Here is a 15018-nt window from a genome sequence, read left to right as displayed (position 1 = left end):
CTTCACACGGCATAAAAAATGGCGATCCCTGCGGATCGCCATTTTTGTTTCCACCACCCCCCCCTTGTAGGAGCCAGCTTGCTGCGGGCGGCGTTCCGACGATGGCGTCCTCGAAATCGCCATCGCCGGCAAGCCGGCTCCTACAGGGGTGGTGTTCGGCGGTTGTTTGTCGGTGGGTTATCGGACGTTGAGGGTGAATCCCACCCGCGTCAGCCATTCCGCTTCCAGCGCGAAATCGGCCTGGGTCAGCTGGTTGTCGTCCAGCCAGTTTGCCGGGAACAACACATCCAGGCTGTCGCCGTTGGCGTGCAGCACGACTTGAGGCATTTCCTGGGTGCCGCGGATGTGATGGAACAGGATCGCAAAACGCAGCAGCACGCACAGGCGAATCAGCTTGATGCCTTCGTCGCCAAAATCGGCAAACCGGTCCCGGGGAATATTGCGGCGGTGACCACGCACCAGTAGCGCGAGCATCAGTTGGTCTTCGCGGGAGAACCCGGCAAGGTCCGAGTGCTCGATCAGGTACGAGCCGTGCTTGTGATACTGATAGTGAGCGATGTCCAGGCCCACTTCGTGGACCTTGGCGGCCCAGCCGAGCAGTTCGCGCCAGACGCCTTCGTCCAGATCCCAATCCGCAGCCACCTGGTCGAACGCGTGCAGCGCTTTGCGCTCGACGCGCGCCGCTTGTTCCAGATCAACGTGATAACGCTCCATCAGCGAGCTGAGGGTGCGTTCACGGACGTCTTCGTGATGATGACGGCCAAGAAGGTCGTAAAGCACGCCCTCACGCAGGGCGCCTTCGCAGTGGTCCATGCGTTGCAGTTCGAGGGCGTCGAAGATCGCTTCGAGAATCGCCAGGCCTGCGGGGAAAATCGCCCGGCGGTCAGGCTTGATCCCTTCGAAGTCGATTTTCTCGACATCGCCGAGTTTGATCAGCTTGCGCTTGAGCCAGGCCAGGCCTTCGGCGTTGACCTCGCCGGTGCCGTGACCGCCGGCCTTCAGTGCCAGGCCAATGGCACGGATGGTGCCCGAGGAGCCGATGGCTTCATCCCAGGTCAGGCGGTGCAGGGCGTGTTCGATGCTCATGATCTCCAGCCGCGCCGCCGTGTACGCCTGGGCGTAGCGGGCCGGGGTGATCTTGCCGTCCTTGAAATAGCGCTGGGTGAAGCTCACACAACCCATTTGCAGGCTTTCGCGCAGCAGCGGTTCGAAGCGCTGGCCGATGATGAATTCGGTACTGCCGCCGCCAATGTCGGCCACCAGGCGCTTGCCCGGGGTGTCGGCGAGGGTGTGCGAGACGCCAAGGTAGATCAGGCGCGCTTCTTCACGGCCGGAGATGACTTCCACCGGGTGACCGAGGATTTCTTCGGCGCGGTGAATGAATTCGGCGCGGTTGCGGGCTTCGCGCAGGGCGTTGGTGCCGACGATCCGCACGGTGCCGGGCGGCATACCGTTGATCAGTTGGGCAAAACGCTTGAGGCAATCGAGCCCGCGCTGCATGGATTCTTCGCTGAGGCGACGCTCGTCGTCGATGCCGGCGGCGAGCTGAACCTTCTCCCCGAGACGTTCGAGAATACGGATTTCGCCGTTCTGGGCCTTGGCCACGACCATGTGAAAGCTGTTGGAGCCCAGGTCGATTGCGGCGATCAGGGACAGATTCTTGGCTTGGGATTGCGGCATGGTCAGGGGGTCTCGGTCGATAACCTCGACATCGTGCCACGATCAAACGCTGACGCCAACGCGTAGGAGTTATTGGAACCTGCGATCTTTTGGCGCGGAAGGGATTTGCGGTGCGGCGGCTGGCCTCATCGCGAGCAGGCTCGCTCCCACATTTGATCTGTGAACACCGGACCAATGTGGGCGCGAGCCTGCTCGCGATGGCTGCCTTGCAGCCGCCGAAGATTTTTCAGGCTGTCGCTTCAACGGTCCCGATGAAATTCGCCAGCTCCGCCGTCTGCGGATTCGCGAACAGCACCTTCGGATCCCCCACCTCATGCACCAGCCCCTGATGCATGAACACCAACTTATCCCCAACCTCCCGGGCAAAACGCATTTCATGGGTGACCATGATCAGCGTCATGCCTTCCCGGGCCAGTTGCCGGACCACGCTCAGCACTTCATTGACCAACTCCGGGTCCAGCGCCGAGGTGATTTCGTCGCACAGCAATACCTTGGGCGACATCGCCAACGCCCGGGCAATCGCCACGCGTTGTTGCTGGCCACCGGACAGCCGATCCGGGAACGCATCGAACTTTTCGCCCAACCCGACCCGTTCCAGCATCTCCCGCGCCAGTTCCACGGCCCTGGCCTTGGGGACTTTCTGAACCACCTGTGGCGCGAGCATCACGTTCTCGCCCACGGTCAGGTGTGGAAACAGGTTGAACTGCTGGAACACCATGCCGACCTTCTGTCGCAGGCTGCGCAAATCGGCGCGGGCGGCGTCGAGGTACTCGCCATCGACCTCGATTACCCCGTCGTTGATCGATTCCAGACCGTTCAGCGTGCGCAGCAAGGTCGATTTGCCGGAGCCGCTGCGGCCAATGATCGCCACCACCTGGCCTTCCTCGACGCTCAGGTCGATACCTTTGAGCACATGGTGATCGCCGTAATATTTATGCAGGGCGGAAATTCTAAGCAGAGGCATGCAGTCTCCTTTCCAGGTAGCGCGCACTGAGGGACAAGGGGTAGCAGAGCAGGAAGTAACCGAGGGCGACGAGGCCGTAAACCATGAACGGCTCGAACGTCGCGTTGGCGAGCATGCCGCCGGTCTTGGTCAGTTCGGTAAAACCGATGATCGAGGTAACGGCGGTGCCTTTCACCACTTGCACCGAGAAACCCACGGTCGGCGCCACGGCGATGCGCAGCGCTTGTGGCAGGATCACGTAGCGCAGTTGTTCCAGCGGGTTGAGCGCCAGGCTCGATGAAGCCTCCCACTGGCCGTTGGGGATCGATTCGACGCAACCGCGCCAGATCTCCGCCAGGTAGGCGCTGGTGAACAGGGTCAGGGCAATCGCCGCCGCCATCCACGGTGAGATTTCCACGCCGGCCAGAGCCACGCCGAAAAACACCAGGAACAGCTGCATCAACAGCGGCGTGCCCTGGAACAGTTCGATGTAGGTGCGGGCGAAGCTGCGGGGAAAGGCTTTTTTCGAAATACGCATGACCATGATCAGCAAGCCGATCAAACCGCCACCGATGAACGCCACCAGCGACAGCGCCAGCGTCCATTGCAGGCCGGTAAGCAGGTTGCGCACGATGTCCCAGAACGTGAAATCGCTCATTGGCCGCTCCTGGCTATGTATCGACGACCGATCCAGTTCAGCAACTGACGGATCAACAACGCCATGCACAGATAGAGCAGCGTGGTCAGGGCGTAGGTTTCAAAGGCGCGGAAGTTGCGCGATTGAATGAAGTTGGCGGCGAAGCTCAGCTCCTCGGTGGCGATTTGCGAACAGACCGCCGAGCCGAGCATGACGATGATGATCTGGCTGCTCAGCGCCGGCCAGACCTTGCCCAGCGCTGGCAACAGAATCACATGGCGGAAGGCTTCGAACCGGGTCATCGCCAATGCAGCGGCGGCTTCCAGCTGTCCACGGGGAATCGCCTGAATGCCTGCGCGGATAATCTCGGTGGAATACGCGCCGAGATTGATCACCATCGCCAGCACCGCCGCCTGCCATTCGGAAATCTGCAGGCCCAGCGAGGGCAAGCCGAAGAAGATGAAAAACAGCTGCACCAGGAACGGCGTGTTGCGGATCAACTCGACGTAGACGCCGAAGATCGCCGAGAACGGACGGATGTTCCACGCCCGCACCAGCGCCCCGACGATGCCCAGGCCGACGCCGAGCACCGCGCCGATGGCCGTCAGTTCCAGGGTGAACAGCGCACCGCGCAACAGCAGGTCGGTGTTTTGCACCACCGGCAGAAAGTCGAACTGATAGGCCATATTCAATCTCCCGAGTGACGATCAGAGATCAGCCGGCAGCGGCTCTTTCAGCCAGGTCTGGGAGTTCTTTTCCAGTGCGCCATCGGTTTTCGCGGTGGCGAGGATCTGGTTGACCTTGCCCAGCAACGCCGGCTCGTTCTTGTTCACGCCGACGTAGACCGGCGAATCCTTGAGTTTCACTTTCAGCGCGGGGATGCGTTTTGGGTTGCGCTCACTGATGGTCACCATCACCACGTTGCCGCTGGCGATCAGGTCAACCTGGCCGGCGAGGTAGGCGGCGATGGTCGAGTTGTTGTCTTCGAAGCGCTTGATGGTCACGCCTTCGGGGGCAACCTTGGTCAACTCGATGTCTTCGATGGCGCCACGAGTGACGCTGATGGTCTTGCCCTTGAGGTCGTCCAGGCCCTTGATGGCGGCATCCGGCGGGCCGAACACGGCGAGATAGAACGGCGCGTAGGCGCTGGAGAAGTCGATGACCTTTTCGCGCTCGGGGTTCTTGCCAAGGCTGGAGATCACCAGGTCGACCTTGCCGGTGGTCAGGAACGGGATGCGGTTGGTGCTGTTGACCGGCGTCAGTTCGAGTTTGACCTTGAGCTGGTCAGCCAGCAGTTTCGCGGTGTCGATATCGAGGCCGCGGGGCTTCATGTCCGGGCCGACCGAGCCGAACGGCGGGAAATCCTGCGGCACGGCAACCTTGAGGACGCCGCGTTTGACCACATCCTCCAGACCGTCGGCATGGGCGGGCGCCTGGCTCAGCATGAGGCTGGCAAACAGGGCGGCGAGGAGGGCGCTGTAACGCTGGGTCATGGCAAATCTCCGGATCGGCGAGTAAACAATTCTGCGGATCGACAGAGCACGGGCCATGCCAACATCGGGGTTTTACCGTGCGAGGCCACGGTTTTACTGGGATTGTTCGGTCTTACTGGTCTGAACAGTCAGGTCTGGTTTCGCACCCCGATAGCGCATCGTCGGCGATGACCGAACCCCGGTGGGGCACGACTTGCCGGACGCCGCGAATAGCTTTAAAACTAGCCGCACATTCGCCTGGTTCGTCTGAAAAACCATGAATTCGATCTCCCGAGCCGTACCGGAAGTGGCGCTGCAAGCCATCCGCAAATTGATCACCGAGCAAGGTTTCGGACCGGGTGATGCCTTGCCCTCGCAACGCGACCTCGCGCTGCAACTGGGCGTGAGCCGCGCGTCGTTGCGCGAAGCCTTGTCGTCACTGAGTGCGCTGGGCGTGATCAGCATTCAGCCGGGCAAGGGCGTTTTCGTTCAGGCCCCGGTGGACATGCCGCACTCCGAGGCGACACCGGGCTGGCCGTTCGCGGCTCAGGCGTCGCCGCTGGATATCTTCCAGTTGCGCTATGCGCTCGAAGGTTTTGCCACCGGGCTGGCAGCCGTGACGTTGAGCCTCGATGAACTGGATGCGCTGGAAGACAACGTGGCCGCGATGCGCAACGAATTGAAGTCCGGCGACTTCGAGGCGGCGGCGCGACTGGACTTCGAATTCCATCGGCGAATCCTGCTGGCCAGCGGCAATCAGGCGATGCTGAGCATCCTCAGCGCCAGCGCCGAGCTGTTTCTGGAGAGCCAGAAGCTACCGTTCATCCGGGCAGAGCGGGCCATGGAAACCTGGCAGGAACACCGCAAGATCCTTCGCGCACTGGCGCGGCGCTCCTCCGCGGCGGCGCAGAAAGCCATGCACGAACATGTGCGTAACGCGGCATTGCGCACCGGGATTGCCTTCGTCGCTCCCGCCTCATCGTGACTTGAGCTATATCCAAACTCATGCAGCACCATAGCGAGACTCAATCATCTGCACCTTCCTGAACGAAGGAAGGGCGGCTATGATGGGCCACGTTTTTTTGCTTACAACCTGGAGACTTCCATGAGCAGCGATCTTATCAAACACGTTAGCGACGCTAGCTTCGAGGCCGACGTACTCAAGGCCGAAGGCGCTGTACTGGTCGACTACTGGGCTGAATGGTGCGGCCCTTGTAAAATGATCGCTCCTGTTCTGGACGAGATTGCCGAGACTTACAAAGGCAAGCTGACCGTTGCCAAACTGAACATCGACGAAAACCAGGAAACCCCGGCCAAGCATGGCGTACGTGGTATTCCGACCCTGATGCTGTTCAAGAACGGCAACGTTGAAGCGACCAAGGTCGGCGCACTGTCGAAGTCGCAACTGGCTGCTTTCCTCGACGCCAACATCTAAGCGTCGCTGTAAAGTGTCCGAAAAAAGGCCCCGCATATTGCGGGGCTTTTTCGTTATTGAGGGCTAGACGCTCCGAAACTCAGGTGATACATTCGGCCCCGCACTGGTTTCTCCACTGCCCCCTGCTAGCCGTCGCCGACGCACTCCTTTTCGAATAAGTACGCGATCCTGTCGCCTTCTCTGCGGCGCGGCCTCATTAAGCCAAAAGCTTAATTTCCCCCCCTCCATAAATGATTACGTCATTCCTATATGAATCTGACTGAACTCAAGCAAAAGCCGATTACCGAACTGCTCGAATTGGCCGAACAGATGGGCATAGAAAATATGGCCCGTTCGCGCAAGCAGGACGTGATTTTCTCCCTGCTCAAGAAGCACGCTAAAAGCGGCGAGGAAATCTCCGGTGATGGCGTGCTGGAGATTCTCCAGGACGGCTTCGGCTTCCTGCGCTCCGCTGATGCTTCCTATCTCGCCGGCCCGGACGATATCTACGTCTCGCCGAGCCAGATCCGCCGTTTCAACTTGCGCACCGGTGACACCATCGTTGGCAAGATCCGCCCTCCAAAGGAAGGCGAGCGTTATTTCGCGCTGCTCAAGGTCGACACGATCAACTACGATCGTCCCGAAAACGCGAAAAACAAGATTCTGTTCGAGAACCTGACCCCGCTGTTCCCGACCGTGCGCATGAAGATGGAAGCCGGCAACGGTTCCACCGAAGACTTGACCGGTCGTGTGATCGACCTGTGCGCCCCGATCGGTAAAGGCCAGCGCGGTCTGATCGTTGCACCGCCGAAAGCCGGCAAAACGATCATGCTGCAGAACATCGCGGCGAACATCGCGCGTAACAACCCTGAAGTTCATCTGATCGTGCTGCTGATCGACGAGCGTCCGGAAGAAGTAACCGAAATGCAGCGCACCGTGCGCGGCGAAGTGGTTGCCTCGACGTTCGACGAGCCGCCAACCCGCCACGTGCAGGTTGCCGAGATGGTGATCGAGAAGGCCAAGCGCCTGGTTGAACACAAGAAAGACGTGGTGATCCTGCTCGACTCCATCACCCGTCTGGCGCGCGCCTACAACACCGTGATCCCGAGCTCCGGCAAAGTGCTCACCGGTGGTGTCGATGCCCACGCCCTGGAGAAACCGAAACGTTTCTTCGGCGCCGCGCGGAACATCGAAGAAGGCGGCTCGCTGACCATCATCGCCACCGCGCTGGTTGAAACCGGCTCGAAGATGGACGAAGTGATCTACGAAGAATTCAAAGGCACCGGCAACATGGAACTGCCTCTGGACCGTCGTATCGCTGAAAAACGCGTCTTCCCGGCCATCAACATCAACCGCTCCGGCACCCGCCGCGAAGAGTTGCTGACCGCCGACGACGAGTTGCAGCGCATGTGGATCCTGCGCAAGCTGCTGCACCCGATGGACGAAATCGCCGCCATCGAGTTCCTGGTCGACAAGCTGAAAACGACCAAGACCAACGACGAGTTCTTCCTGTCGATGAAACGCAAGTAACACGCAGTTCGCTGCAAAAAAAGGCGCCCCAATCGGGGCGCCTTTTTTTTGCCTGTCTGATTTGAACACGACTTCACTCAATAACAACACCGCCCCTTGTAGGAGCCAGCTTGCTGGCGATGGTCGTTAACGATGACGTGTGCTGTCTGAATCAACGCGGCGTACTCAAGTCCATCGCCAGCAAGCTGGCTCCTACAGGTTTTGGGTTTGCCGGGATTCCGTGGAGAGCTCTTTTTTGCACCGCATTTGTATCGGGGGTGATAACTTTCGCGCCTCAGGGATGTCCCTGTTCAATCGGTTTTGTATCTGAAACTACAAGGGGCGTCATGCACACATTTGGTAATCGCCGTGATATCGACGGTCTTCGAGCCCTGGCCGTTATCCCGGTTGTACTCTTTCACTTCGGCTTCAGTACATTCAGCGGCGGCTTCGTCGGTGTGGATGTTTTCTTTGTCATCTCCGGATTCCTGATCACCAGCATCCTGTTTCGCGAGATCAGTGCGCAGCGTTTCAGCTTCGTCGATTTCTGGGCACGGCGTGCGCGACGCATCATTCCGGCCTTGAGCGTGGTGCTGTTGGTCACCTTGGCGCTGGGCTGGTTGCTGCTGACGGCCAAGGACTTCTCCGAACTCGGCAGGACGGTGCGTTATCAGTCGCTGTTCATTTCAAACATCCTGTTCATGCGTGAAGACGGCTATTTCCAGCCCGCATCGGATTTGAAGCCGTTGCTGCACACCTGGTCCCTGGCTGTTGAAGAGCAGTACTACATCTTCTTTCCGCTGTTGATGGTGTTGTTGATGCGCCATGTTCGTCATTGGCGCTGGATGCTGTTTGCCGTGCTGTTGGTGTCTTTCGGGCTGAACATCGCCTACATCGAGCGCAAACCCGACGTGGCGTTCTTCTCGCTGCCGACACGTGCCTGGGAATTGCTGTGCGGTGCGATGCTTGCGGTGTTGCCCGCGTCGAAACAACCAGTGCGGCCGTGGCTTTATCAGGCGGTTGGCCTCGCCGGGTTGATGGCCGTGCTTGTCGCGGTTTTCACGTTTGACCGGGCTACGCTGTTCCCGGGCTGGACCGCGTTGCTGCCGGTGCTCGGTGCCACCGCGCTGATCTGGTCGGGTGGGCAAGGTTCGACCTGGGTCGGCCAACTGCTGAGTGCTCGGGTATTTGTGTGGGTCGGCCTGCTCTCGTACTCCCTGTACCTGTGGCACTGGCCTGTCTACGTCTACGCCAACGCCATTTCGATCGACGGCATCCAGCCCTGGGAGGCAGCGGGCTGGATGCTGTTGGCGCTGGGTCTGGCCTGGTTGAGCTGGCGTTTCGTCGAGCTGCCGTTCCGGGAAAAACGCCTGCTGGGCGGACGCAAACCAGTGTTGGCGGCAGGCTTGCTGACCATGGCTGCCCTGGCGGTGACGGGTTCCGTTGTGCGCTCGGCGGATGGCTTTCCCCAGCGCCTGACCGGCAAGGCGCTGGAATACGCGCAGGCGCGGGATTGGCGGGCCGGGCAGATGAAATGCATGCTGGTCACCAAGGATAAGAATCTCGACAAGGCATGCCTGCTCGGTGACAACCCGGACACTCCGGCGACCCGTCTGGTCTGGGGTGACAGCCACGCCGCAGCGCTGATGCCGGCGATCGAAAGCAGTGCGAAGCGCGAGGGCCGACCGGTCTGGCTGTACAGCATGAGCGCCTGCCCACCCGTCCTGAGCGAGGATCCGCGCCAGCGTTGCAAGGATTTCAACGAGCAAACCATGGAGCAGGTGAGGCGCCTGCAGATCAAGGATGTGGTGTTGGCCTCAAACTGGAGCCTGTACGTATACGGCCGTGAGGACGGCGATAAAAAGGTGCTGCTCGACTCCCACGACAATACGGCCCAGGCCGAAGCGCGCATGGCTGCAGCCCTCAAGGCCCGGGTGGCTGCGATCAGGGCGGCGGGAGCACAAGTCTGGCTGTTCAAGGAGGTGCCTTTGCAGCGCAAGGGTTCGATCAGCCGGCTGACGAGCCTGGCGCGGGTCGGGCGTTCGGCCGAGGGGCTGGGGCGTCCGCTCGAAGAGCACCTGGCTCGCCAGCATTTTCTCAGTGGCTTGTTCAGCGAGATGAGTGCCGCTGACCCGGGCGTGCATGTCATCGATCCTACGCCGCTGATGTGTGCGGACAAGGTCTGCAGCATCGAGGTCAATGGCTATTCCCAATACAAGGACGAGGACCATCTCTCGGACGTCGGCAGCGCCCGGCTGAGCCCATTGTTTGCTCCGGTGCTGCTGGGTAGCGCCCACAATTGATGGCGGCGCGCGCTGACGGGCTGCTGTTTGCCCGTCAGAGCAGGTAGGATGTACGCCTATTTTCGGGGTGGCATCTTCAATGAAATTCAAGGACCTTCGGGATTTCGTGCAGCAACTTGAGCAGCGCGGAGAGTTGAAACGCATCCAGATTCCCGTCTCTCCAGTGCTGGAGATGACGGAAGTCTGCGACCGCACGCTACGGGCCAAAGGCCCGGCGCTGTTGTTCGAGAACCCTACCGGCTACGACATTCCGGTGCTGGGCAACCTGTTCGGCACCCCGGAACGGGTCGCCATGGGCATGGGCGCCGAATCGGTCAGCGAGCTGCGCGAAATCGGCAAGCTGCTGGCGTTCCTCAAGGAGCCCGAGCCACCGAAGGGCTTGAAGGATGCCTGGTCCAAGCTGCCGATCTTCCGCAAGATCATCTCGATGGCACCCAAGGTCGTTAAAGACGCCGTGTGCCAGGAAGTGGTCATCGAAGGCGATGACGTCGACCTCGCGATGCTGCCGGTGCAGACCTGCTGGCCCGGCGACGTCGGCCCGCTGATCACCTGGGGCCTGACGGTCACCAAAGGCCCGAACAAGGATCGCCAGAACCTCGGCATCTACCGCCAGCAAGTGATTGGCCGCAACAAGGTCATCATGCGCTGGCTCAGCCACCGTGGCGGCGCGCTGGATTACCGCGAGTGGTGCGAGAAGCATCCCGGCCAGCCGTTCCCGGTCTCCGTGGCGCTGGGCGCTGATCCGGCGACCATCCTCGGCGCCGTGACGCCGGTGCCGGACAGCCTTTCCGAATACGCGTTCGCCGGCCTGCTGCGCGGTAACCGCACTGAACTGGTGAAGTGCCGCGGCAACGACCTGCAAGTCCCGGCCACCGCCGAGATCATCCTCGAAGGCGTGATCCATCCCGGCGAAATGGCCGATGAAGGTCCGTACGGCGACCACACTGGCTATTACAACGAAGTCGACAGCTTCCCGGTGTTCACCGTCGAACGCATCACCCACCGGATCAAGCCGATCTACCACAGCACCTACACCGGTCGTCCACCGGATGAGCCGGCGATTCTCGGCGTGGCGCTGAACGAAGTGTTCGTGCCGATCCTGCAGAAGCAGTTCCCCGAGATCACCGACTTCTACCTGCCGCCCGAAGGCTGCTCGTACCGGATGGCCATCGTGACCATGAAGAAGTCGTATCCCGGCCACGCCAAGCGGGTAATGCTCGGTGTCTGGTCGTTTTTGCGACAGTTCATGTACACCAAGTTCGTTATTGTCACTGACGACGATATCAACGCCCGGGACTGGAACGACGTGATCTGGGCCATCACCACGCGCATGGACCCCAAGCGCGACACGGTGATGATCGACAACACGCCGATCGACTACCTGGACTTCGCTTCGCCGGTATCTGGCCTGGGTTCGAAAATGGGCCTCGATGCCACGCATAAATGGCCGGGCGAAACCACGCGCGAGTGGGGCCGGGTCATCGTCAAGGATGATGCCGTGACCCAGCGGATCGATGCCATCTGGAACCAGTTAGGAATAGATTGATGCGTGTAACCTTGCAGCCCTCCGGAGCAGTGCTTGAGATTCTGCCCGGCGAGCGGATCCTTGATGGCGCGCGGCGCCTGGGCTATGAATGCCCGCAAAGCTGCCGCAACGGCAATTGCCACGTATGTGCCGCGTTGCTGGTGGAAGGGCGGGTCGAGCAGGCCGGTCATGTGCGTGACCATGGCGAGTTCTACACTTGCATAGCAGAGCCGCTGGAAGACTGCATCGTGCTGTGGGATGGCGTGCTTGCGCTGGGAGAATTGCCGGTGCGCAGCTTGTCGTGTCAGGTCATTGAGTGCAGGGACGTCGGCGGCGATACCTGGCGGGTGAGCCTGCGGGCGCCGGCCGGCAAACCGCCGCGCTACCACGCTGGTCAGTACCTGATGATCGAGCGTGAGAACGGAGAGAAATCGGCCTTCTCCCTGGCTTCGGCACCCCATGCCGGGCGTGATCTGCAAATTCATGTGCTGGCGCGCGAAAGCAGTGCGCAGAGCCTGATCGAACAACTTCAGCGCAATCCGATGGTGCGGATCGAAATGCCGTTCGGCGACACTCACCTGGCGGAATTGCCGGAAGGGCCGCTGGTGCTGATCGCCGCGGGTACCGGCATGGGTCAGATCCACAGCCTGATCGAACATTGCCGCGCCTCGGGCTTCAAGCATCCGGTGCATCTGTATTGGGGCGTGCGTCGTCCTGAAGACTTCTATGAAATCGAACATTGGGATGAATGGGCGAAACTGCCCAACCTGTTCCTGCATAAGGTTGTCAGCGATCAGTGCGGCTGGCGGGGGCGCTGCGGCATGCTGCATGAAGCGGTGTGCGAGGATTTCCCCGATCTGAAAGCGCTGCACGTTTATGCCAGCGGTTCGCCGGCGATGGTCTACGGCACGCTGGATGCGTTGGTCGACGCCGGGATGGATGCGCACCAGATGCGCGCCGATGTGTTTGCCTACGCACCAAGAGGATGACGCTGTCCCTGTAGGAGCGAGCCTGCTCGCGATGGACGCATGAACAACGCGTTCATCCTGCTGCACGCGTTATCGTTGACCTCCATCGCGAGCAGGCTCGCTCCTACATATAACTCGGCATATAGCCGATCGGTATTTATAAAATTAAATAAATGCCGGTAGGTTATAACTCAATCAGACAATTAATTAAGAACTGTGCCATGGCACTTAAATTGCCTTGAAACATATGTGCCTTATTGTTACAGCGGTGCGTTCTATTAAGTAATTCATTACCCGCGGGGAGCTGAACGCTATTCGCCATGAGCGCCATTGAATCGTCTTTCTTGAATCTGGCTTACCCTCCGCGGCTCGACTTCGGGCCGCAGCTTACGCACGAACAATTGCTCAGCTCGATGCAATCGACCATGGCACGCCACAAGGGCGGGCCGGTCTGGCTGTTTGCGTATGGCTCGCTGATCTGGCGTCCCGAGTGCGCGGCGGTTGAACGCGTTCGCGGCCGGGTGCATGGCTACCATCGCGGTTTGTACCTGTGGTCCCACGAACATCGCGGCACGCCGGAAGTGCCGGGCCTGGTGTTTGGCCTGGATCGCGGTGGCTCTTGCAGCGGCTTCGCTTATCGTTTGCCGGAAGAACAGCTCGAAGCATCGCTCTACGCACTGTGGCAGCGCGAAATGCCATTCCCTTCTTATCGCCCGCACTGGTTGAACTGCCGTCTCGAAGACGGAAGCCAGGTTCAGGCATTGGGATTCGTGTTGGAGCGACATCTGCCCAGCTACGCCGGCAACCTGCCGGATCACGTGCTGAGCCACGTGTTCGAAAACGCTTGCGGGCGTTACGGCACTACTCGCGATTATGTCGAGCAGACCGCCAACGCCCTGCGTAGCCACGCCATGCCAGACCGGAATCTGGAGGCGCGGCTCAAGCGCTGCAAATCAAAGACCGATCAGGCGATCGCTTCGCGGGTCTGACTGGCAACCTGTTTGTGCCACAGGGTTGGCGCAAGGAAGGCCATTGCCAGCAGGCATGCGCCGATCAGCAAGACGAAGCCGCCGTTCCAGCCGAAATGGTCCACGGTGTAGCCCATGGCTGCACTGGCCGCGACCGAACCACCCAGGTAACCGAACAGGCCTGTGAAGCCCGCCGCCGTACCGGCTGCCTTTTTAGGTGCCAGTTCCAGCGCTTGCAGGCCAATCAGCATGACCGGGCCGTAGATCAGGAAGCCGATCGAGATCAGCGCGATCATGTCGACCGTCGGGTTGCCGGCCGGGTTGAGCCAATACACCAGCGTCGCCACGGTCACCAGCGCCATGAACACCATGCCCGTCAGGCCGCGATTGCCACGGAAGATCTTGTCCGACATCCAGCCGCACAGCAGCGTCCCCGGAATACCTGCCCACTCGTAAAGGAAATAGGCCCACGAGGTTTTATCCACGCTGAAGCCTTTGGCTTCCTTGAGGTAGGTCGGTGCCCAGTCCAGTACGCCGTAACGCAGCAGGTAAACAAAGACGTTAGCCATCGCGATGTACCAGAGCATTTTGTTGCGCAGTACGTATTTGACGAAGATTTCCTTGGCGCTGAATTCTTCTTCGTGACTGGCGTCGTAGCCTTCCGGGTAATCGTTCTTGTACTTCTCGATCGGTGGCAGGCCGACCGATTGCGGTGTGTCGCGCATGGTGGCGAAGGCAAACACCGCCACGGCCATGGCCACTGCGGCAGGCACATAGAATGCCGCGTGCCAGTCATTGAAGAGGCCCATGCCGAGCAGGAACAACGGACCGATCAGGCCGCCGCCGACGTTATGCGCCACGTTCCACAGCGACACTACGCCACCGCGTTCCTTCTGCGACCACCAGTGCACCATGGTGCGCCCACTCGGTGGCCAGCCCATGCCCTGAGCCCAGCCATTGATAAACAGCAGGATGAACATGATGGTCACACTGGAGGTTGCCCAGGGCGCAAAGCCGAAAATGAACATCACACCCGCCGAGACCAGCAGGCCGAACGGCAGGAAGTAGCGCGGGTTGGAACGGTCGGAAACGATGCCCATCAGGAATTTGGACAGGCCGTAAGCGATGGCAATCGCCGACAGGGCCAGGCCCAGCTCACCGCGGGTGTAGCCCTCTTCGATCAGATAGGGCATGGCCAGGGAGAAGTTTTTGCGCAGCAGGTAGTAACCCGCGTAACCGATGAAGATGCCGGCGAAGATCTGCCAGCGATGGCGTCGGTAGGCGCTGTCTATTTTTTCTTCAGGCAATGGAGCCTGATGTGCGGCAGGACGAAAGAAAGCAAACATTCAAGAGCTCCAGTTTTCTTGTTTTGACTGCGGATGCGAATGTTACAGTTTCGTTACCGAAAATAGCACGGGTTCTCATCGGCAAAACAACGGAAATTCTGGAGATCGCATGTTCTTTTACGAACATGTCGCTCAGGTGTAAGTGGGAGGCGTTGTAGGAATGGTTACCTTGCGACCCTTTATGACGTGGTTGTACCCGAAGTAGGGCAGGCCTTTGGGAAATATCCTGCACCTGAACAGGACGCCATGGCGT

Annotated in this window: 13 protein-coding genes; 7 read left to right on the top strand and 6 right to left on the bottom strand. The window is 60.1% G+C overall.

Annotated elements, in window-relative coordinates; genetic code table 11:
* Positions 1-177: 177 nt before the first annotated feature.
* From ppx to ACF6ZU_RS11565, 5 genes are all read right to left on the bottom strand, one after another.
* Positions 178-1680: an exopolyphosphatase gene (ppx, locus tag ACF6ZU_RS11585; protein ID WP_392892488.1), complete on the bottom strand. Its 1503-nt coding sequence runs from the start codon at positions 1678-1680 to the stop codon at positions 178-180.
* 226 nt (positions 1681-1906) lie between these two features.
* Complete coding sequence (locus tag ACF6ZU_RS11580) at positions 1907-2644, bottom strand: amino acid ABC transporter ATP-binding protein (protein ID WP_392892486.1); 738 nt, start codon at positions 2642-2644, stop codon at positions 1907-1909.
* Positions 2631-3281: an amino acid ABC transporter permease gene (locus tag ACF6ZU_RS11575; RefSeq protein WP_392892484.1), complete on the bottom strand. Its 651-nt coding sequence runs from the start codon at positions 3279-3281 to the stop codon at positions 2631-2633. The genes ACF6ZU_RS11580 and ACF6ZU_RS11575 overlap by 14 nt, the downstream gene beginning before the upstream one ends.
* Positions 3278-3946: an amino acid ABC transporter permease gene (locus ACF6ZU_RS11570; protein WP_392892482.1), complete on the bottom strand. Its 669-nt coding sequence runs from the start codon at positions 3944-3946 to the stop codon at positions 3278-3280. Before ACF6ZU_RS11570 ends, ACF6ZU_RS11575 begins: the two co-directional genes overlap by 4 nt.
* A 21-nt stretch (positions 3947-3967) precedes the next feature.
* On the bottom strand, positions 3968-4753 hold the full coding sequence (locus ACF6ZU_RS11565; RefSeq protein ID WP_392892481.1) for a transporter substrate-binding domain-containing protein: 786 nt from the start codon (positions 4751-4753) through the stop codon (positions 3968-3970).
* Positions 4754-5009: 256 nt separating this feature from the next.
* Here ACF6ZU_RS11565 and ACF6ZU_RS11560 point away from each other — a divergent pair, with 256 nt between their 5' ends.
* The 7 genes from ACF6ZU_RS11560 (at position 5010) to ACF6ZU_RS11530 (ending at position 13440) form a co-directional block, all read left to right on the top strand.
* A complete protein-coding gene (locus ACF6ZU_RS11560; protein WP_392892479.1) occupies positions 5010-5717 on the top strand; it encodes a FadR/GntR family transcriptional regulator in 708 nt (235 codons plus the stop codon).
* Positions 5718-5837: 120 nt separating this feature from the next.
* The gene (gene trxA / locus ACF6ZU_RS11555; RefSeq protein WP_003206727.1) at positions 5838-6167 is read left to right on the top strand and encodes a thioredoxin TrxA; all 330 of its coding nucleotides are present in this window, start codon (positions 5838-5840) and stop codon (positions 6165-6167) included.
* A gap of 249 nt (positions 6168-6416) precedes the next feature.
* Complete coding sequence (rho, locus tag ACF6ZU_RS11550) at positions 6417-7676, top strand: transcription termination factor Rho (protein ID WP_007942421.1); 1260 nt, start codon at positions 6417-6419, stop codon at positions 7674-7676.
* A 326-nt stretch (positions 7677-8002) separates the two neighbouring features.
* Positions 8003-9958, top strand: a complete 1956-nt coding sequence (locus ACF6ZU_RS11545; RefSeq protein WP_392892472.1) for an acyltransferase family protein — start codon at positions 8003-8005, stop codon at positions 9956-9958.
* Between the two features lie 79 nt (positions 9959-10037).
* Complete coding sequence (gene ubiD / locus ACF6ZU_RS11540; RefSeq protein WP_392892470.1) at positions 10038-11504, top strand: 4-hydroxy-3-polyprenylbenzoate decarboxylase; 1467 nt, start codon at positions 10038-10040, stop codon at positions 11502-11504.
* On the top strand, positions 11504-12472 hold the full coding sequence (locus ACF6ZU_RS11535) for a CDP-6-deoxy-delta-3,4-glucoseen reductase (RefSeq protein WP_392892468.1): 969 nt from the start codon (positions 11504-11506) through the stop codon (positions 12470-12472). Before ubiD ends, ACF6ZU_RS11535 begins: the two co-directional genes overlap by 1 nt.
* A gap of 299 nt (positions 12473-12771) precedes the next feature.
* Positions 12772-13440, top strand: a complete 669-nt coding sequence (locus tag ACF6ZU_RS11530; protein ID WP_392892466.1) for a gamma-glutamylcyclotransferase — start codon at positions 12772-12774, stop codon at positions 13438-13440.
* On the opposite strand, the gene glpT is transcribed toward ACF6ZU_RS11530, so the two are convergent.
* Positions 13416-14765, bottom strand: a complete 1350-nt coding sequence (gene glpT / locus ACF6ZU_RS11525; protein WP_392892464.1) for a glycerol-3-phosphate transporter — start codon at positions 14763-14765, stop codon at positions 13416-13418. The genes ACF6ZU_RS11530 and glpT overlap by 25 nt on opposite strands.
* Positions 14766-15018 lie beyond the last annotated feature (253 nt).

The sequence above is a fragment of the Pseudomonas migulae genome (assembly GCF_043225285.1).
GTDB classification, from domain to species: domain Bacteria; phylum Pseudomonadota; class Gammaproteobacteria; order Pseudomonadales; family Pseudomonadaceae; genus Aquipseudomonas; species Aquipseudomonas migulae_C.
Note: the sequence above shows the minus strand (reverse complement) of the source record. Positions and strands in the feature narration are given on the sequence as shown.